Source organism: Acidipila rosea (assembly GCF_004339725.1).
Classification (GTDB): domain Bacteria; phylum Acidobacteriota; class Terriglobia; order Terriglobales; family Acidobacteriaceae; genus Acidipila; species Acidipila rosea.
Map to the genome: position 1 here is coordinate 634,812 of NZ_SMGK01000001.1, position 20,112 is coordinate 654,923.

Genomic DNA, 20,112 nt, shown 5'->3' on the forward strand with positions numbered 1-20,112 from the left:
TGAAAGACCTCATGGTCTTTCATGATGTTGCGCGTGCTCTTACGTCTTCGCTTGATCTGGACACCATTCTCCGCTCCATCATGCAGCAGATGGAGCTCTTCTTCCAGCCCGAGACCTGGTCGCTGCTCATCGTCGATGAGGCTCGCAATGATCTGTTTTATGCCGTGGCGGTCGGACACGCGGAGTCCGAACTGCGCGACATGCGCATACCCATGAGCGAGGGCTTTGCAGGATGGGTGGCCGATACCGGCGAAACCCTGATCGTGCCTGAGGCCAGCCTCGATCCACGCGCCACCTCGCTCCCGGAAAACCGTATCTCCTTTCAGGTCCGCTCCGCCCTCTGCCTCCCCATTCGATCGAGAATGCGCACCATAGGAGTGCTGCAGCTTTTCAACTGCCGTTTTGAGACTCTTACTCCCTATACCGTCTCGTTCCTGCATGTCCTCTGCGACTTCGCGGCCATTGCAATCGAGAACGCAAAGTCAGTACAACGCATTCAGGAACTAACCATTACCGATGACTGCACCGGCATCTACAACGTCAGGCATCTTTACAGTCAGCTGGAGGCAGAATTAGCTCGCTCCCGCCGTTTTAATGTTCCTTTTAGCCTTATCTTCATCGACCTCGATCATTTCAAGCTCATCAACGACGAATATGGTCATCTCGCCGGCAGCCGCCTCCTGGCGGAGTTTGCACAGGCTCTGAAACTCACTGTCAGGAGAGTAGACATTGTGTTTCGCTATGGCGGGGATGAGTTCATGGTTCTTCTCCCCGAAACAACGAAAGAAGAGGCACGCGAGGCCGCTATCCGGCTTTACTCCGAAATGCGCGATAAGTCCTTCGACATAGGAGTCGGCTCCACGGTAAAGATCAAGTCCAGCTACGGCGTGGCAACCTTCCCTGAAGACGGGGCATTCATTCACGAGCTGATCCGTACCGCCGACTCCATGCTTTATATGGTTAAGGAGACGTCGCGGGATGGAGTCGCTGTCGCTGGCGAGGGCATTACTCATGCTTCCCCGTCCTTCCTCGTGCGTTAACACCCGAGCTTGCTTCGTCAACTCATTCGGAATACAACGGTACTCAGTTCAGAGGTGATCTGCGATGAAGCAGCCTTCCTTCACCATCGGTATCGAAGAGGAATATCAGACCGTCGATCCGGTTACCCGTGATCTCCGCTCTCACATTGCCACTGAAATGCTCGCCCAGGGCAAGCTTCGCCTTGAGGAACGGGTCAAGGCGGAGATGCACCAGTCCGTCGTCGAGGTCGGCACTCGTATCTGCAGGACGGTCAAGGAGGCTCGCCTGGATCTCTTCGATCTGCGGCGGCAGATGATCTACCTTGCCCGAGAACACAACTTGCTGCTGGTGGCCGGCGCCACCCACCCTTTTGCCGACTGGCGTACCCAGGAGATCCACCCCGATCCGCGTTATGCGCAGGTGGTGGAAGACCTCCAGCTGGTAGCCCGGGCCAATCTTATCTTTGGCCTGCACGTCCATGTCGGGGTTGAAGATCGCGAGACCGCTATCCGGCTCATGAACTCCATGCGCTACTTTTTGCCGCATATTCTCGCTCTTTCAACCAACTCGCCCTTCTGGCGCGGTATGAAAACCGGTCTCAAGAGTTATCGCGCGAAGGTCTTCGACAAGTTTCCCCGTACCAACATTCCAGACAGCTTTTCAAGCTATGCCGAATTCGAAGGGTTTGTGAATCTCCTCATCAAGACGAAGTGCCTCGACAACGGCAAGCGCATCTGGTGGGATATCCGGCCGCACCCCTTCTTTAATACGGTCGAGGTTCGCATCTGCGATCTGCCCATGCGCGCAGAGGAGACGCTGGCCATCGCCGCCCTCATTCAGGCCACGGCGGCCAAGCTCTTTCGTCTTCATGAGCGCAACCAGGACTTCCGTCAGTACTCCCGGGCCCTCATCATGGAAAACAAGTGGCGCGCCGTCCGATATGGCCTCGACGGCAAGCTGATCGACTTTGGCAAAGAGACCGAGGTCGATGAGCGGGAGCTCATCCTCGAATATCTGGAACTTGTGGAGGAGGTGGTCGACGAACTCGACTGCCGGGACGAAATCAATTACATCCGCACCATCCTGGAAATGGGCACCGGCGCAGACCGGCAGCTCCGCAAGTTTGAAGAAACAGGCGACCTCCGCGCAGTCGTTGACTACATGGCCGAGGAGACCCAAATAGGTCTCTTCCAGCCGTCAAGCCTCTGACCACTGGAGCTGATCGGTATTGTGGTGGCGACGGTCGGTCTCGTCTCCGCCGAAGTGCCTGCCCAACGAACGATATAGGCCGAGCCGGTAGTTCTATTACGGGATGAATAAGTCGTTAACAGTGCCCGATTCGGGAGGTCGCAACTGTAGTCATTTCAGCGACGGTTGCGGCCATGCTCTCAGTTGCGTATATTCGGGGCAAGTTCCCCAACAGGAGAGGTAGATGGCGGCAGGAGAAGGTACGACAGCAAGCATCGGAAAATCAGTACAGATACGCGGTGAAGTGAAGGGTAGCGAAGACCTTTTGATTGACGGTTTGGTCGAAGGCACAATCACACTCACAGAGAGCAGATTGACCGTTGGTGCAACTGCCAAGGTGCAGGCAAATGTTTCGGCCCGGGACGTTATTATCCTCGGCCACCTGCAGGGTAATGTGGATGCGACCGGTCGCGTTGAACTGCGTTCGGGCGCTCAGCTCACAGGCGACATCCGTGCCTCGAGGCTCTCAATCGAAGAGAATGCCGGATTTTCTGGCAAAGTTGATCTCATCCAGTCAGCAACGGCGCAGGCCGCGGCGGCCAAGCGTTAAGGAAAGTCCAGAAACGTGTTGCGCAGTTTTTTCCAAAAGGGACAAGGGGAGGGCCGTCACTCAGGTCCGCGGGTACCGCGGCACTCGAGTGGATGGTCCACCCTGCTTAAACATCTGAAGACCGAGTCAGCTTTGAAGGTGCTCGACATCGGACCTACATCTTCAACCAACATTAACTTCCTTACCGGCATGGGTCACGGCGTCTGGATGGCAGACGTTGTAGATGAGTCAAGCCGCAAGGAATGGGAGCTTCCTCCTGTAGAGGAGGGCGGCCAGCCAGGCTTCAATACGGACACGTTCTTTGAGCAGAATCTGAATTTCAGCGGTCGCGAGTTCGATGTAGTAATGCTATGGACCACCCTCGACTACATTCCAGATGCTTTGACCGCGCCGCTGATCGACCGGCTGCACAAGAGTCTCAAACCGGGGGGCAAGGTACTCGCTCTGTTTCACAGCAAGTCTGTCGGGCCGGATACGGCGTTCTGCCGCTACCATCTGACGCCGACCGACGCTATTGAGGCTCAGGAAAGCGGCACTTATCCCATTCGGCGGGTTTACACCAATCGAAACATCGAAAAACTCTTCGCCGCGTACAGCAATTACCGCTTTTTCCTGGCGAAGGATAACGTCTACGAAGTCATCATCACGCGCTGAAATGAGCTAACGCTCCTGGCTGGCCGCTTGGCGGGTTCAGGCCAGAGCAGTTGCTGGGCTCGCTGCACCGGGGTAGCTGGAAGTGGCCTTCGAGTCAACAGGGCATCGCCGGAACGCTCGCGTAGCCCGTGCTTCTTCGTCACCGAGCGCACCAGCTGATTCATACGCTCCTGGTACGTGGCTGAGACGAAGGCATCATCCGCATAGCGGGCTTGATAGCTGGCCTCCAAGGCAGGGAAGTATTGGCGGATAAATGCGAGAAAGGTCTCGCGTGAGCAGGCCTTCAGAAAGAGCGGCTGCGCGCAGAAGAAGCTCGCGTCAGCCCGCTTCGCAAGCATCGCCATCTCGTCGAGCGCAGCTAATGTGTCTGTAATGCCCGGCAAGAGCGGAGAACACAGGATTCCCGCCTGCAATCCTGCGCGGCGAAGCTCTCGGACAGCGCGGAAGCGAAGATCCGGCCGTGGCGCTCTGGGCTCTAGCGTGCGGGCGAGGCTCGTGTCGGGAGTGGTAATCGTCAGGTGCAGCACAAGTTGATTGTGCTCTGCAATTTCGGTCAGCAGATCGATGTCGCGAAGGATGAGCGCCGACTTGGTCACAATGCCAAGGCGCAGCCCTCGCTGCCGAGCAAATACCTCAAGAATGCTCCGAGTCACCTTCGCCGTACGCTCCACGGGCTGGTAGGGGTCGGTAGCCGTGCCCAGCGCAATTTCATCCCCCTCCCTCACCTGCCTCAGCTCCTGTTGGAGCAGCCATGCGGCGTTCTGCTTGATAAAAATGCGCCGCTCGAACATCCTTGGGTCACGCAATTCCATAAATTCGTGGGTATAGCGAGCGTAGCAATAGCGGCAGGCAAACTCACATCCACGATAAGGATTGATGCTCCACCCGAAGGAGAGTCTCCGCTTGGAAACGCTCCGATTCAGGATAGACTTCACCTCAAAGGAGCGGAACTCGACCAGGTGACCTGCGCCGGCGTTACCAGCAGAGTCAGCCAGGCGACCAATTCCGGTGAGTCGGTTTTCGGTGCTTGCGTCTTCAGGCCACAGTGCAATATTCGCTTTTTGTTCGCTCATGGCGAAAGAGTATGCCCGGCCATACTTCGTGTCAAGTACGTTTCTCGATCAGAAGGGGAAGCCCGTGCTTGGGTCGCAACGTAATCATCGGGGATACCGCCAGGTCGCTGGCTGAGTCTTTGGGTAGGGTCAGCCGCCACTGCCGCACAATCGTCGCAAGCGTAAGCGCACCCTCCATCCAGGCAAGGCCTTCGCCGATGCACTGGCGGCTGCCCGCTCCAAAGGGAAAGTAGGCGAACCTGGGCCGGCCAGCTTTTCCGGCATCGGAGAATCGCTGAGGATCAAAAATCTCCGGAGCCTTGTAAAAGCGTGGATCTCGATGGACAGCTATCTGTGGAGCCAGCAGCAGTGATCCTTCGGATATGCGAAATCCGCGATACTCATAGCTCACCGCAGCAGTGCGTGCCGTTACCCAGACCGGCGGATAGAGACGCATTGTCTCAGCAAAAATCATCTGTGCTAAAGGTAATCGTCCATAGTCTGCCGCGCAGGCAGGGCGATCGCCCATTACGGCAGCACACTCGGCATGTAGCTGCTCCTGTATCTCAGGATGCTTGGCCAGAAGCCACAGCGCAAAGCTCAATCCATTTGCGGTGGTTTCATGGCCGGCCAGCAGAACCGTCAGGCATTCATCGCGTACCTGTCTGTCGCTCATCTGTCCGGAATTTTCTTCCGTGTCCACTGACGCCAGCAGCATGGAGAGCAGATCGCCACGATCGCCAGGTTCCCTGCGTCTTTCTGCAATGATTCCGTAGATCAGGCGATCAAGCTCGATGCGAGCTCTACGGATACGCTGCATGGGACCGATCGGCAGCCGCTCGATAAGTTGGGAAAACGGTAGAAATACCAGGGGCAGGAAACCCATGAAGGCATCTACCGCAGATTCGATCCTGTGCACATCGCTCTCCACGTCTGCATCGAAGAGACATTTTCCAACAATTCGCAGAGCAAGCAGTAGCATCTCGTCGTGGAGATCCACTACTTCTCCGCTCTTCCACTTGTCGGTCATTTGGGTAGCGAATCTTGCAATGACGTCACCATAAGCAGAGATACGATCGCGATGAAAAGCAGGCTGTGAGAGTCTTCTTTGACGCATGTGGAGAGGCTCTTCACTCGTCAGCAGTCCTTCTCCCAACACAAATTTGGCGCGTTGCATCACGATGCCACGATGATGGTAGGGTGCATCACGCAAAAGCAGTTCCTGAATCAACTCCGGATGGTTAAATTGAAACGCGTCGCGCCCTGCCGCTCGATAGTGGACCAGATCGCCATACTCGCGGGCGTTTGCCTGCATAAACGCGGCAGCATTCATGCGGAAAATTTTGCCGGAGAGAACTCTGGATAAAAAAGGGGGGCCGGAAGGGAAGCCTGAACTATCGACGGTTTGGATGAATACGGCTGTATCGGCCATGCACTAATCTTACGGGCCCTCGCCTGCCGGACGTTTTGATTAGATGGAACTAGGAAAGATGCATCCTAACTTTTAAGAGAAAATTACTCAGTGAAAGGCTCGAATAACTATGACTAATTTAAAAGGTACCCGCCTAACCTGGTTAGGACATTCAACGGTACTTATTAAGACGCCAAAGACTGCAATCCTCATTGATCCCTTTATTGAGCAAAACAGCAAATACCCAAAATCCTATCGGTTGCCGGAGAAACTCGATCTCATATTACTTACGCACGGCCATCAGGACCACATTGCAGATGCCGTTCCCGTAGCGAAAAAGTCGGGCGCGAATGTGGTTGCCATGTTTGAACTTGCCGGCTGGGTGCAGTCGAAAGGCGTGGAAAACGTAATTCCCATGAATTTGGGAGGAAGCATTCATCATAAAGATGTAACCATAACCATGGTTGAGGCAAAGCACAGTTCTGGTATCCAGGATGGAGATGGTTTCATCTATGGCGGAACACCCGCTGGCTACATCATTACCGTAGCTGAGGGTCCGGTACTCTACCACGCTGGGGACACAGCACTATTTTCAGATATGAAGTTGTTTGGAGAGCTCTATCAGCCGGAGTTAGGCATGCTGCCTATTGGAGACCACTTCACGATGGGTCCAGTACATGCCGCGATGGCGGCAAAGCTACTTGGAATTAGGACCGTCCTGCCACTTCACTTCGGAACTTTTCCTCAGTTAACGGGAACGCCTTCAGAACTTGCAAAGCATTTAGACGGATCAGGAATAGAAGTGCTGGAATTAGGGGCTGGGACGGAATATGCATAAGGTAGGTGCCGACTCGAAGTCGGCACCCGCAGATCTTATTTAGAGGACTTCGTAGAGCCTTGACCTTTGCGCTCTGCCCAACGCTTTTTCATCGCTTCAGCAATCTTTCGCCGCCCCTCGGCGGAGAGCTTGCGGCTACCTCGGCGCGCAGGTGCAGCAGCAAGTACCTTCGCAGTCGATGCGGCTACTGACTTTTTCCTACCGCGCTTCTTGGGCGCATTCTCACCGGCTAGCAAGGTGCGGGCCTGCTGCAGGCGTGTTATCTCGTTGTCCAATTCCGCAATAATACGGCTAACTTCCACGGTTCCTCCGTTGGCAGACCCGGTATGCAGAGCCTGGCTTGTTGAGTAAGTAGACTGGGATTCCGATTGTCTTGCCTACCTCTCGAAGATACGCATTTAGATGCAGATTTACAAACAATTAGATCGAAAATTATCCACTCAACAGTAACTATCCAAAGGGCATACGGTGATGTAGCTAGTAGAACTATTCGTGATTGTTCGACTCGCCCGCATCTGCAGAAGGTTTAGGAGCGCGTATGGAATAGTCTGGTTTTCCTGGAGCAGTAGTTGTCGTAGGTAGCTGTAGATCCTTCTTACTGTCATCGCCGGTGTAGCGGCGGAGTCCTTTAAGTATTTCCTGTTTATCCCGCGCATACTCAGTGGCAAGTCGCGTCAATGCATAAGTCACAATGTCACTATGGTGCAGAGATTGCATCTCTGGGTCACGACGAAAATTTAGCCAGAGCCGATGCACAAGCTGTACGTCATCCGCCTGCAGGCTGGGCGCATGCGGGCCGATATGAAACGCCTGAGCCTCTCCATTAGGAAGTACTACATAAAAGGTTAACTGCCGCTTAGGTTCGGGAAGGTTTTCCCATGCCTGGCCGACATGGTACGCCTGTTCCTGTGCAGACATCTTGGTGGATAGACCTGAGACCAGGGCGGAGACTTCAAGAGTATTTGCAGTCTGTACTAGCGCAGCGAAGACATCTCCCGCTGGAACCACGAGCAGGGAGATGTGTTTGCCGAAGCTCTCCGCAACGGATACCGCTTTGGTGAAGAGCATCTGTTCATGCTCACTGAAGGGTTGTTCGTCCAGTATCTCCGGGCCGCCCGCGCCCATTATGCGTGCAGTCAATACGACGACATCCTGTTCATCCGTATTTGTCCGCGCCAGCGCCCACTTGAGAGCGAAAGGATTATTTGCATCCCGCATCGTCACCAGTACAGCGCCAGGATTAATCTCCAACGCATCCCGCGTAATGCTCTCAGGATGTTCAAGTTGGAAATGCTCCTTCATTTGCTGCTCGGACAATTTATGCCGGCTTTTATTCCTATGCTCGGAGTACGTGAAAATGGCAAAGAATGCCCCCGCGAAAGCAATGCCACTCTCTGTTGCAACGCTCTTTGTAAAGATGTTTACGATCGCAGTAGTCAGCAGAACAAGAAATACGCAGAACAGCCCGACCGGAAATTCCGTTTTGCCGATCCGGATGTTGATGGGTACTTTCCAGCCGCGTTCACCTTTATATTTCCACCGCAGCACAAGCATCGCGAGGGAGTTGAAGGTGAAGCTCCAGATAACTCCGAAGGCATAGGCCTCGCCAAGCACGATCACATTACCGTGGCTCACAATAATAGTGAACAGCTGCAACGCTGTAACGAGATTGATGATGCGGTAGCTGGTTCCGAACTTGGTGTGTGGCTTACGGAACCAGTCGGTCAGTACGCCATCCTCCGCCACCCTCATCAACACGCCTGTTGACCCGATAATCGAGGTGTTCACGGCTCCGGAGAGGATCAGAAATCCGACTATAACAACGAACACCCGGAAGATGATGCGCAGGGTGGCGGGCCCGACCATATACATTGCCAACCCGGCAATCAGATTATCCCTATACACCGGAATGCGGACCGAATCGGGGATGATCATCACGGCGAGCAGAGAGACGATCCCGGTGAAAATAAAGCTGTAGATGGCAATTACGATTGCTGCGCGTTTCAGATTCTTTAGTTTGGGGTGCTCGATCTCTCGATTGACCTGCGCCAGGGTCTCCTCGCCGCTCATCGCCAGGATGGAATGGCCGAAGGCCATAATGATGCCGAAAAGTCCAAGCGCTCCCGCCAGCTTGGTGCCACCCAGGAAGCCAAGCGCATCATGTGAGAAGTGCAGATTGGAAGGAGTGGGCAGCGGTGGAAGATGTGCTCCTAAATGAAAAGCACTGAAGATGCCCCAGCCGAGCAAAAGGACAACCATCACGGTTGTAATTTTCATTACGTCAAGGGCTTTGTCCGTGGACTCTTCGATACCCTTGGTGTTCTGCCACCAGTAGTAGATGGTGACGATCGCGCAGAACACAGCTGAAGTTTCATCTACCGGCAACTGCCGGGCGCTGTGCGCTGTGGCCAGCAGTGCCACAGGCAACCAGCCATGCGCGGCGCCGACATTCATCAGTTCGTTGAGCAGCCCGGTAATGTACTGGCCGGCTGACACCCCTGAGATCGGGCCCGTGAGAATGTAGTCGAACATGAGCGCGGAAACGCTCAGCTTGGCGAAAGTCCCGCCCAGCGCTTCTTTGACCACACGGTAAACACCGCCACGGGTAAACATCGAGCAGCTCTCGACGTAAACCGCACGCACCGCGAAGGAAAACAGCATGACGCCGAGGATGAACCAGGGTGCAGCTTTGCCGACTGCCTCCTCCGCGATGCCGCCTGCGTAAAAGGCTGAAGAGCCGAGGTCGTTGAGCACGACGGCTGCCGCTCGCCAGAAGGATATGAAGGTGAGCATCACTGAGGACGCGACGACCAGGCGAACTCGGTTGGAGGGAGCGGTAAAGGTTTGTCCTGCAGGCATGGATTATGGGTTTTCCAGACGGTACGCGAGCCTTTCCAGACAGGCTGGCTTCGTCGTAACGCTCAGCGCTGAGTTTATGTCTGCGCAGTCACAGCGTCAATCATATGTTGCGGGTTCGCATGGATCTATTCACCGAACAGCTCATGTAGATCTTCGATGAAGCTGATAATGACAACCACTGATGAGCCTGCCAGCCCCACGAAAAACAGGATCACGAGCAGACTCGTACTGAAGTGTATAAATTGGTCCACGCCATGATTGTAACGCGCGAATGGTAAACTCTAGCCGGATGAGTTGCTCTTTCAGGCGAACACTTTTGATGGGGGGCGTATCTGCCCTTCTGCTCGACCTGCCTTTCCCCTTAGCGGGCCCGTTGCCGCCCTGGCGCGCCGCCTTTTCGTGGATTGCGCTTGTCCCGCTGCTGTATGCAATTCTTGACGAGCGGTGCGTAAGCGGCAAAAGCTACCTGCTCCATAGTGCAGCGGGCTCATATTTTGCCGGCGTTGCCTGGTATGTCCTCAACTGCTACTGGATCTACGCGACGATGCACATCTATGGGCATATCGCGGCTCCGGTCGCCGTCGGTATTCTTATCCTTTACAGCCTCGTCCTCGGTCTTTACTTTGGCCTTTTCGGCCTGGTGATCGCCTTGGTTCGTCGCACCACGGGCAGCCGATGGGCCGCTCTCCTGCTGGCGCCGTTTCTCTGGGTTGCAATTGAGTTTTTGTCATCCCGGCTGACCAGCGTGCCGTGGGATCAGTTTGGCTACACGCAGGTCGATAATCTCTGGCTGACCAGGCTCGCTCCTTTTACGGGTGTCTACGGCATTTCATTCGTGCTGGTTGTGGTGAATGCAATGCTTGCGGGAGCACTTGTTTCCCGGGGTTCCGGCATTCGTATTCGGCTGGGGGTGGGCGCTGCTCTGCTTGCCATCCTGCTTCAGCTAGGCTCCTTCGTCACCCCGAAAAAGTATCCCGCCACGTCGACTGCCGTCATGCTGCAGGGCAACCTCGATGTTGATGAGTCGAATGACTGGATTGGCCCGGAGTGGGATGAAAATGTCTCGCGATTCCTGGAGTTGAGCGAGCGGACCTGTACTCCCTGGATCGCCGGCATTCCCCAGACAGGGGCAAAAACGATCACGCCGCAGTGTCCGGCCAATCCCGCTCCTGCGAATGTAATTGTCTGGCCGGAATCGCCCTCGCCGTTTCGCGAGGCCGATCCGAGGTTTCAGACGCTCATGGCAACCCTTGCCAGGACCATGCGTGCGCCGGTCATCGCCGGCAACATAGCCATCGATCAGAGCGGAGAGTACAACGCAGCTACGTTTGTAGCGCCCGATGGCAACATCGTAGGCCATTATGCCAAGATTCATCTGGTTCCCTTCGGGGAGTATGTTCCATACCGCAATGTGCTTTTTTTCGCGGGCCATCTGACGCAGAACATCAGCGACTTCACCCGCGGCAAATATCGCAAGGTTTTTCAGTCACAGGGGCACCTGTTCGGCATTTTCATCTGCTACGAATCGATCTTCGCAGACGAAGTGCGCAGGTTTGCTCTCAACGGGGCTGAGGTTCTAGTCAATATCTCTGACGATGGCTGGTATGGCGACACCAGTGCGCCCTGGCAGCATTTCAATATGGCTCGTATGCGTGCCATTGAAAATAATCGCTGGATTCTGCGCGATGGAAATGACGGCGTCACCGCCGCTATCGATCCGCAGGGGCGCGTCGAACAGAGTGCGCCTCGTCATCAGCAGACTTCTCTGGCAGTGCGTTACGGCTACATGGATGGTCTTACCTTCTATACCCGACACGGCGATCTCTTTGCTATGCTGTGTGGGATAATTTCTTTAGCCGCTCTTGCCAGAGCACTTCGTGTGGCCGTGCGGCAATCCTCACGTAAAAGACAGGTCTCCTGAGTGTTAAACGATTTAGAGTTTGCCTACACTCCCATTCGCGAAAAGGTTCGCGACCTGCGGGAGTATCTTTGACCCCGCAACCCTGCGCAGCCAGCTAGCCGCCATCGAGCAGCGCCTCTCCGATCCAGGCATCTGGGCTAATCCTGAGCAGTCGCAGCCTCTGATGCGCGACCGCAAGCGCATTGAGGCTTTGCTGGCCGATGATACGGAGTTAGCCCGCCGTAGTGAAGATATACAGGCCTACTTTGATCTGGCCCGGGAGGGCGAGTCTGTCGAACCTGAACTTGACCGCGAGATCAAGGCTCTTGAGGAATTTGCGACAAAGCTCGAAGAACGCACGATGCTCTCCGAGGAAACAGATAGTCTGAACGCCATCGTCACCGTCCACCCCGGCGCAGGTGGCACGGAGTCTCAGGATTGGGCCGAGATGCTGATGCGCATGTACTTGCGCTGGGCCGAGCAACAGGGCTTCAAGACTGAGATCAACGATTATCAGGATGGCGAAGAGGCTGGAATCAAGTCGGCCACCTTCACCATCTCTGGCGAATATGCTTTCGGCCAGCTCTCCGGGGAAACCGGAGTGCATCGCCTCGTGCGCATCTCGCCCTTCGATCAGGCTAAGCGTCGGCACACTTCGTTTGCGTCAGTCTTCGTCTCCCCTGAGATCGATGACACCATTCACATTGACATCAAGCCTGACGACCTTCGCACGGATACCTACCGCTCAGGTGGCAAGGGTGGACAGCACGTCAACACCACCGACTCCGCCGTCCGCATCACCCATCTTCCGACAAATATTGTTGTCTCCTGCCAGAACGAGCGTTCCCAGCATAAGAATCGCGAAAAGGCGATGAAGATGTTGCGGTCGCGCCTCTATGAGTACGAACTTGAAAAGAAGCGTCAGGCGACAAGGAAAGTGGAAGACTCCAAGCTTGAGATCAATTTCGGTTCTCAGATCCGCTCTTACGTGCTGCAGCCATACCGCATCGCTAAAGACCATCGAACCAAGGTAGAGGTAGGCGATGTCGATCGTGTGCTCGATGGCTATCTGGCGCCGTTCATCCAGGGATATCTAAGGATGCGCCGTAACGGTGGCGTACCGGTAGCCGCGGATACGGGAGACGATCTGGAATAGCATTTTCTGGCTGCTCCTGGTAGCGGAAGGCGTTCCCGGCATCTAATTTTTTATTGCCCACTATGGAGCCAAAAGAGGGTCGAAATGAATGAACCTGAAGTGATCCGAGAGATTCTCGACAAAACAAAGACGATCGCCGTTGTTGGTCTTTCTAACCGGGAGGGTCGAGCAAGCCACGGCGTCGCGCGCTTCTTGCAGCAGAACGGCTATAAGATCATTCCAATTAACCCCGCTATTGAGAGCGCTCTGGGTGAAAAGTCATTCGCCAGCCTTGAAGCCGCCGCTGCTGAGCACCATATTGACCTGGTCAATGTTTTTCGTGCTCCCGAGTTCGTCCCTGAGATTGTCAAAGATGTCATGCGGTTAAAGATTCCCTACCTTTGGCTGCAGGAGGGGGTTGTCCATGAAGAGGCTGCAGGCTGGGCCGAGTCGGACGGTATCAAAGTTGTGATGGACAGGTGTATCCTCAAGGATCGGATGGCTACCCCGTCGCGCTAGAAGGAGGTTCGGATGCAATTCGTTGCAACTCATCAACGTGCATTTTCCGGCAACAATATCAGTGTGCAGGTCAATGCCGGGTCGAACGAATCTATCCAATCCGTAGAAGTTGATCTGGACGGCTCTACGCTTGACAGTCAAGACTGTGAGCCTGGAACGGAATCCTATACTCGCGACTTTTCCGATGTAGGCAGCGCCAGTCCGGGCGAAGATCACACGGTCGTCGTAAAGGCTACGGATCAGAATGGAACTCCGCATTCGGCCACCATGCGGTGGACCGACACGAACTGAATGCCGCCTCCGTAGCGGCTGTTGCATCAAAGCGCGCGGTTCATCCGTGACTCCTCAGCCCGCAATGCCAATCCATAGGCGACTGAAGTAAATTCATTTCCGCTGCGAATCCGCTCCTCTCCAAAGCGTCGCGCGAAGATGGATCGAACAGCCGGCACGAAGGAGCTTCCTCCCGTGAGAAAGACTCGGTCTACATCCCGAGGGCTTACATTGGCATTGTGCAGCAGGGAATCGATGCAGCTGTCCATGGCACGTAATTCATCCTCGATCCACGATTCGAACTCGTTTCGAGTGACTTCAATGCGCAGGTCCAGGCTTCCATCGCGGAAGTGAAATTCAGCAGTCTTTGAACGTGACAGATCAAACTTAACCCGCTGCACCGCCTGGTGGAGCTGATAGCCGAGGTCTTCTTCGATCAGCGCAATCAGTGCTTCAATCTTTTCCGGCTCAAGTGCTCGCAGGCGAGCACTCTTTAGTAGCTCCGTCACATTGCGCGTGCGCAGGAACGAGAGATAATGCCAGCGTTCCAGATTTGCGTAAATCCATGCTGGAACAGCAGGCAGGATCTTGTTCAGCGAGCGTGCATGGGAGTCCGACCCAAGCGCAGGTGAGACGAGCTTGCGAACGATTCGCGCATCAAAGGCATCCCCGGCTAACCCCACACCACTATTGCCCAGCAGATCTCCGGGTCTGCGGCCCCGGCGGCGAATGCCGGGCCCGACCTGCAGCAGGGAGAAATCGCTCGTGCCTCCCCCAAAGTCGCCCACGAGGATCAGTTCGTCATGGTCGAGTGTCGACTCGTAGGAGTAAGCAGCCGCGACAGGCTCCATTTCGAAGTCCACGCTATCGAAGCCTGCAATTCTGAAAGCTTCCCGCAGCCGGGATAGCGCATATGCATCGTCCTCTTCCGTTTCAGCCCCGACAAAGCGGACCGGGCGACCCACCATGGCATGACGGATCGGCGTACCAAAATGCTGTTCCGCCTCTTCACGCAAATCCGCAAGAATTCGGGAGATCAGATCCTCAAGCGTATAACGGCGGCCAAATACTTCCGTTCCAGTCAGCGTCCGGCTCGGAAGATAGGATTTAAGCGACTGGATAAGCCGTCCTTTTTCGTCAGCATCGAGATAACGTTCGATCGCTGCCGGACCGGTTCGCGAGCGTGTCCTCTGCGCCCGTCCCGCCTCTTTCACCATCTCCAGGTAGAGCACGGAGCGGAAAGATAATGTACTTCCTGCGCCTGTGCGAAAGGATGCAAGCTGCACACCGGCCTCTGCAGTTGCGAGAGCCATTGAGCTGTTTGTAGTTCCAAAATCGATTCCGACTGCAGGCAGTGCTTGTTGCGTTTTGTGCATTCAGACTATTATTTCGCAATCCGACGCAAGTTGCTCTTCGCAATCATTAAATGTGGAATCGTCCTCCTGGTTGATGCGGCGTGCTGCGGCTTGAACCGCGTTGAGACTATCGCGTCAAGAATGTAGTGGAGTCCGGAGCCATCCAGAGGATTTGAAGCCGGTCGAGCTTACTTCTTATGGTTGAACGCGACGAGCAGACGGTAGGCCCGCAGCATCTTGGCCGGACATCTTGTCGATCAGAGGCTCTTTCGTCTGCTGGTTGAGCTTGCGAGTCTGGGCGAGCTCCTTGGCTGCCTCCTGCCTTCGTCCCTCTGCCATGTACAGTCGTCCTAGCCTGTAGTGCGCATCCGGATTTCCGGGATCAAGTTTTTCTGCGGCCAAAAAATTAGCAATCGCGGCATCCCTCTTCTGTTGTCTGGCATAGACCGCGCCGAGGTCGAAATAGGCAAGCCGGATTCCTGGCTGCAGGTGGATTGCATTTTTTAGATAGCTTTCAGCCGCATGGTCGTCGTTATTTCTATAAGTGATATCTCCCAGATAGGTATAAGACTGTGCGCTGTTAGGATCGTTTTTCAGTTCTGCCTGAAATTCAGGAAACGCGTGATTATAGTCATGTGATTCCCAATAGAGGTAGCCAAGTCCGAAGTGAATATTTGGCTGTGTTGGAGCTACGCGCTCAGCTGCCCGAAATTCCTCGATGGCATCATCCGTCTTGCTCATACCGTCCAACGCCTCACCCAGCAACATATGCGCCTGTGCAGAGTTTGGATTCTGCTCAAGAATCTCCTGGCATTTGTCTATCGCGCATTGAGGCTGCTCGCTCCGCAGGCAGCTCTCGGCAAGCACATAATGGAGTTCAAGATTGGAAGGTTGCTCCTTATCTACTGCGCTCAGAAAGGGAATAGCTTTAGAGAACTGTCGGCCACCGTAATAGCTCATTCCCAGTAGCATATCTAGCTGGGTGTTCGGCTGGATGGCGCCAGCGACACTCTTGAACGCCATGGCTGCTGCGCCGAAGTGTCCCTGCTTGAATTCCGCAAGTCCCAGGTTGTACTCAACAGTAGGCTTGTGAGGCTCAAGTGCAAGCGCCTTCCGGTATTCGATCACAGCGTCGGAAAGCTTTCCCTGCTTAGCGAGCACCAGCCCTAACTCAGCATGAACCGCTACATTATGAGGCTCGGATACCTCTAGCTGTCTCAACAGGATTTCAGCCTGTTGAAATTGACCCTCGTGCATCAATTTATCTGTCTTGCTCATCGGTGGAATGCTTGGCTCGCTCTGCGCAGCACAGCATAAACATGAACCGATGCTCAGAGCTAACGCCCAGCAGAGCGTTGCGCGCCACACCGTTGGTAAAGCGGATAGATGTCTTCTATCCAGCCGCGCTGACAGAAGCTGATTCATCGTGGCCCATTATGCCATGCTATGAAGCTGTTTGCTTTGTCCACGCACTCAGAAGCTTTGAGCGCAGCCTCTTAAGTACGCTGCGCTCAACCCTCAGGTCGTCTAGAAGAGTAGTTTGGCTCCAAGTTGTAGGACACGAGGGTCTTGTGCAGTCGTTACTTGTCCAAAGGTGCTATCAGTGAATCCCGTATCTATGCCAAGAAACTGGGTATGGTTGAAGGTGTTGAATGTTTCAAGCCGGAACTGAAAGGATGGTCCTGCGGCATCGGAAGTAAGATTGAACGACTTAAAGAGCGCCAGGTTAAAGTTGAAGGTTCCCGGCCCCACGATCGTGTCCTTGCGTGCATTGCCAAAGCCTTCGTTCGCACCTCCTGCCCATGGAGCAACAGGAGCTGAGAAGGCAGCTGTATTGAAGAATTGTTTTTGGGTCTTGGGACCGCGCGCCATTCCGAAAAAATTTGGCCGGTTCGTAGTGCCGCCGCCTAACCCAATCACATCGGGCGAATACGTCACGTTTACAGGGGTGCCGCTCTCCGCGACGGTCACGTCCGATATCTCCCATCCGCCAAGCCCAGAGCGGAGCAGAGCATTTTGCGCGTGCATGAAGAAGGGAAGCGCGTAGATGAAATTCGCATTGAATATGTTCCGACGGTCTAAAGAGCCGGAACCGAAGTCGTATCGCAGATTGAATGGATTGGAAACGGTAACGAGATCGGAACTTGTTACATCGAGTTCATGGGACCACGTATAGGCCAGCTGCATAGTGAGACCATGCTTTTCTTCCATGCGCAGTCCCGCCTGCAGAGAGTTATACCGAGAGTTGGTTGCAACCTCTTCCTGGGTAATATTTGAATAACCTGGAAACTGCCTCACCGGGTTAGGGTTTACCGTCCCACTGGCAACGCCCTGTCGAAAAGGACTGTTCAGCGGTAGCGTATTAATGTCGCGGTTGTCGTCCTGATGCCATCCTGTAGTTCCCACATATTGCAGAACGCCAATCACTGAGGGAACAATTTCGCGTTGTAGCCCTAAGCTATACTGTGCCGTCGCAGGCAGCTTGTAGTTATATGCAAGGTTGGTGAGGCTCGCCGGATAGTAGTACGAAGTTGAAGCTGTTCCCGTGAGCGCACTAATGTGTGGATCAGAGAAGTACACATTATTGGCAGAGGGCTGAAAGGCAAACGGAGGATTCAGGCCGGCGTTATACACATCGTTGCCTTGAACACGCTCATAGAAGAGCCCAAAGCCGCCACGCAGCACGGTCTTGCTATCGGGTCCCACATTCCAGGCGAAGCCTACACGCGGCATAATTGTTCCGTAATAATTGCGAACTGCGCCTCGTGGAAAACCATTCACCCCGGCCAGTTGCATTCCATTCAAATAAAACGGTGTGGTGAAACCAGCTGGCGTGCTGAATCCGGGGCCATTGGGATTGAGGCTGCCATCCGAGTTGAACTGGGGAGCATTCGCAGCTGAGTAGTCGCCGGGAATAAAGTTGGCAAAGCGGTTGTACCTTTCAAATGCATGGGGCAGCCCGTCATAGCGCAGGCCCAGGTTTAAGGTCAGCCTTGACGTGATGTTCCAGTTGTCGTTTGCGTAGCCAGAGTATGTGTTGTTGACCCAATGGTCTTGATTGAGTGACTGCAACTGGGAATAGCTGCTAGCGTCGCCGAGCAGAAAGTTGACATAGGAGTCACCTGAAAAGCTTGGCGTAGTGAAACCATAGGTTCCCTGAGTATTTGCCTGGAGGCCCTGGTTTTTAATGAAGCGCATATACGACACTCCAAACTTGAAATTATGCCGTCCCTTGGTCCAGGAGAGATCGTCGCGCACTTGATAGTCTTCTGCGGCATTATGCCAGGGGAAGTATGACGAACTCCAGTTCGTTCCATATGGCGCGCCAAGATCAATTTCAGGAAGCCTGTTAAGCGCATTGTTACCGGAGAAGTAGCCTTGCGCACCCCATCCTGAGGGTTGTGCAAATGTACCCGTTGGATTGAGATGAATCTTGTTGCCATCGTAGTCAAAAGAAGTTTCGTTCAGGACGCTCGGCGAGATGAGCTGTGTCAACTGGATGACCGCACTCCAGGAGGGATTTTCCATCGAACTGCCCACCGTAGGATAGGAATCGTTGCTCCAGAGGGGTGGCACATACGTCTGAGACACGGCATCGTGGATGTAATGGCCCATCAGTTGAAGCTTGTCATTGATATTGTGGTCGATTCGCACGAGGTCTTCTCGTACATAGGTTGGCTGTTTCACCGAGGTGATGAAGCTGTTGGTCCCATTGCTTGCGTTGGGTTTAGGAATTACGCCTGTACCCATAAAAAGGACCGCGTTCTGATCGATCAGATTTGCGGGAATAGTGTTGTTAGGGAAGGGTTGTCCGGGAGTCAGTCCATCAGCCTTATAGAGAGCCAGTCTTGCCGGATCCTGGGTCGCCGGCACAACAGGAACAACACCATTTGACGGCGGCGTGTACACCAGTGGCTGCCCCGCAACAGGAAAGTCCGAAGCCGGGACGGTTGGAGTAACCGTCGGTGCGCTCCCTACAATCAGTCTTCGACCTTCTTCATTAACAAAAAAGAAGGTCTTCTTGCGGTTCTCATTGTAAATACGGGGAATAAAAAGCGGTCCGCCTAAGTTGCCTCCAAAGATGTTCAGTCGCAATTCCGGTTTGCTCTGGCCCTCCAGCTTCGAAATGTAGTTGTTTGCGTCGAATGCGTCATTGCGATTGAATTCCCAGAGACCACCGTGGAAGCTGCTCGTTCCTGACCTGAGGACCATGATGATCTGGCCCCCGGAACCAATCCCATAGTCTGGAGTGTAGTTGCTGTCCAGTGTCTTAAACTGGGAAAGTGCATCGAGCGACGGTAGTATGCCGAAGCAGCCCCCGCAGCCCCGATCATTAAGCTCGCCCCCGTCGATCATGTAGACATTGTGGCTGGGGCGAGTTCCGCTAAAGCTGATGCTGTTACCTGAGGTCAACGCATTTACGCCATCAAAGGCCGCATCATTAGTGGAAACTCCCATACCAAGAATCGCAAGTTGTGTCACGTTGCGACCGTTCGTTGCGAGCTGCGTTACCTGCTTACCAGATATGAGGTCGCTGACCTGATTGGTTTCGGCCTGTAGCTGCAAAGCGGATGCTTTGACCGTGACAGTTTCTCCTTGGCTGCCTATGTTGAGACTGATGTCACGCTTGAGCGTCTGTGCAATGTTGAGCACGATGTCCGTAGCAGAGTATGTCTTAAAGCCGGGGGCATGGACACTCAGCGTGTAGTGACCTGTATTGAGATTTGAAAAGTTGTAGATACCTGAGTCGTTGGAAATACTTGTCCGCGTATCTCCCGTACCTACATTCGTCATCGTGACTGATGCCTTAGGGATTGCTGCACCGGAAGGATCTGTTACCGTTCCGCTTACCACTGCATTCTCCTGTGCCATTGCGCAGAAGGACAGACACAGGATCGTCAATATAAGTCCGATCAGTCGAATTGCCTGGATTTTCATCACATGTCTCCTGAAATATTCAATGTCATTTCTACGCAATAACTATTTTCTAAAACCAAAGGCATGATTGAGCAGACAGGAAAATCAATGGGGAAACATTTACCAGTACCTGGTGGAGCGCAGGTAAATCGACCGTAAATCTGCTAATTACCTCTATATTTTTTTAGGTTCTGCTTTGCAGACTTCCGACCGCGTGGAAAAGGTATTCCCAGATTAAAAGCCTTGTCAAGCTTTCACTGAAAAATTCTGGAAAGAGAAAAGTTATCCAGAAAGTCATTAAGGAGATAGTTTCTGTAAGGGTTCAACTAAAGAAGTCAGTAAGAGGCCGAATCCTCTAATTTGCGAGAAGGTCAGAGCTGGGAA

15 protein-coding genes are annotated in these 20,112 nt (G+C 54.1%); 9 read left to right on the forward strand and 6 right to left on the reverse strand.

Going from position 1 to position 20,112, the window contains the following annotated elements; all coding sequences use genetic code 11:
• The first annotated feature begins 11 nt into the window (after nucleotides 1-11).
• From C7378_RS02650 to C7378_RS02665, 4 genes are all read left to right on the forward strand, one after another.
• Nucleotides 12-1,040 carry a GGDEF domain-containing protein gene (locus C7378_RS02650; protein ID WP_243648012.1) on the forward strand — a complete coding sequence of 343 codons (1,029 nt, stop codon included), beginning with the start codon at nucleotides 12-14 and terminating at the stop codon, nucleotides 1,038-1,040.
• 64 nt (nucleotides 1,041-1,104) lie between these two features.
• Nucleotides 1,105-2,229, forward strand: a complete 1,125-nt coding sequence (locus C7378_RS02655; protein WP_131991412.1) for a carboxylate-amine ligase — start codon at nucleotides 1,105-1,107, stop codon at nucleotides 2,227-2,229.
• 223 nt (nucleotides 2,230-2,452) lie between these two features.
• The gene (locus C7378_RS02660; RefSeq protein ID WP_131991414.1) at nucleotides 2,453-2,818 is read left to right on the forward strand and encodes a bactofilin family protein; all 366 of its coding nucleotides are present in this window, start codon (nucleotides 2,453-2,455) and stop codon (nucleotides 2,816-2,818) included.
• Between the two features lie 15 nt (nucleotides 2,819-2,833).
• Nucleotides 2,834-3,472, forward strand: a complete 639-nt coding sequence (locus C7378_RS02665) for a class I SAM-dependent methyltransferase (protein WP_131991416.1) — start codon at nucleotides 2,834-2,836, stop codon at nucleotides 3,470-3,472.
• Here C7378_RS02665 and C7378_RS02670 read toward each other — a convergent pair.
• Nucleotides 3,448-4,545: an SPL family radical SAM protein gene (locus C7378_RS02670; protein WP_131991418.1), complete on the reverse strand. Its 1,098-nt coding sequence runs from the start codon at nucleotides 4,543-4,545 to the stop codon at nucleotides 3,448-3,450. The two genes, C7378_RS02665 and C7378_RS02670, sit on opposite strands and share 25 nt — an antisense overlap.
• 31 nt (nucleotides 4,546-4,576) lie before the next feature.
• Nucleotides 4,577-5,956 (reverse strand): cytochrome P450, encoded by a 1,380-nt coding sequence (locus C7378_RS02675; protein ID WP_131991420.1) that lies wholly within the window; start codon nucleotides 5,954-5,956, stop codon nucleotides 4,577-4,579.
• Nucleotides 5,957-6,065: 109 nt separating this feature from the next.
• On the opposite strand from C7378_RS02675, the gene C7378_RS02680 reads away from it, so the two are divergent.
• Nucleotides 6,066-6,773 carry a metal-dependent hydrolase gene (locus tag C7378_RS02680; protein ID WP_131991422.1) on the forward strand — a complete coding sequence of 236 codons (708 nt, stop codon included), beginning with the start codon at nucleotides 6,066-6,068 and terminating at the stop codon, nucleotides 6,771-6,773.
• A 486-nt stretch (nucleotides 6,774-7,259) separates the two neighbouring features.
• Here the strand turns inward: C7378_RS02680 and C7378_RS02690 are convergent, their stop codons facing one another.
• Nucleotides 7,260-9,632, reverse strand: a complete 2,373-nt coding sequence (locus tag C7378_RS02690; protein ID WP_131991426.1) for an APC family permease — start codon at nucleotides 9,630-9,632, stop codon at nucleotides 7,260-7,262.
• A gap of 319 nt (nucleotides 9,633-9,951) precedes the next feature.
• Here C7378_RS02690 and lnt point away from each other — a divergent pair, with 319 nt between their 5' ends.
• The 4 genes from lnt to C7378_RS02710 all read left to right on the forward strand — a co-directional run bounded on the left by lnt (nucleotide 9,952) and on the right by C7378_RS02710 (nucleotide 13,477).
• Nucleotides 9,952-11,553, forward strand: coding sequence for an apolipoprotein N-acyltransferase (gene lnt, locus C7378_RS02695; RefSeq protein ID WP_165876616.1), 1,602 nt, complete (start codon nucleotides 9,952-9,954; stop codon nucleotides 11,551-11,553).
• Nucleotides 11,554-12,688, forward strand: a protein-coding gene (gene prfB, locus C7378_RS02700) for a peptide chain release factor 2 (protein ID WP_207901308.1) whose coding sequence is annotated in 2 segments (ribosomal slippage) — nucleotides 11,554-11,622 and nucleotides 11,624-12,688 — 1,134 coding nt in all. Because the reading frame shifts where the segments join, the coding sequence is not laid out codon by codon here.
• Nucleotides 12,689-12,772: 84 nt separating this feature from the next.
• Entirely contained in the window at nucleotides 12,773-13,186 is a 414-nt protein-coding gene (locus C7378_RS02705) for a CoA-binding protein (protein ID WP_131991432.1), read from the forward strand.
• Between the two features lie 12 nt (nucleotides 13,187-13,198).
• Complete coding sequence (locus C7378_RS02710) at nucleotides 13,199-13,477, forward strand: hypothetical protein (RefSeq protein WP_131991434.1); 279 nt, start codon at nucleotides 13,199-13,201, stop codon at nucleotides 13,475-13,477.
• A 26-nt stretch (nucleotides 13,478-13,503) separates the two neighbouring features.
• Here the strand turns inward: C7378_RS02710 and C7378_RS02715 are convergent, their stop codons facing one another.
• The 3 genes from C7378_RS02715 to C7378_RS02725 all read right to left on the reverse strand — a co-directional run bounded on the left by C7378_RS02715 (nucleotide 13,504) and on the right by C7378_RS02725 (nucleotide 19,749).
• Complete coding sequence (locus C7378_RS02715; RefSeq protein WP_131991436.1) at nucleotides 13,504-14,832, reverse strand: Hsp70 family protein; 1,329 nt, start codon at nucleotides 14,830-14,832, stop codon at nucleotides 13,504-13,506.
• A gap of 174 nt (nucleotides 14,833-15,006) precedes the next feature.
• Entirely contained in the window at nucleotides 15,007-16,089 is a 1,083-nt protein-coding gene (locus C7378_RS02720; protein WP_165876617.1) for a tetratricopeptide repeat protein, read from the reverse strand.
• Between the two features lie 249 nt (nucleotides 16,090-16,338).
• Entirely contained in the window at nucleotides 16,339-19,749 is a 3,411-nt protein-coding gene (locus C7378_RS02725; protein ID WP_131991440.1) for a TonB-dependent receptor, read from the reverse strand.
• Nucleotides 19,750-20,112: the final 363 nt, after the last annotated feature.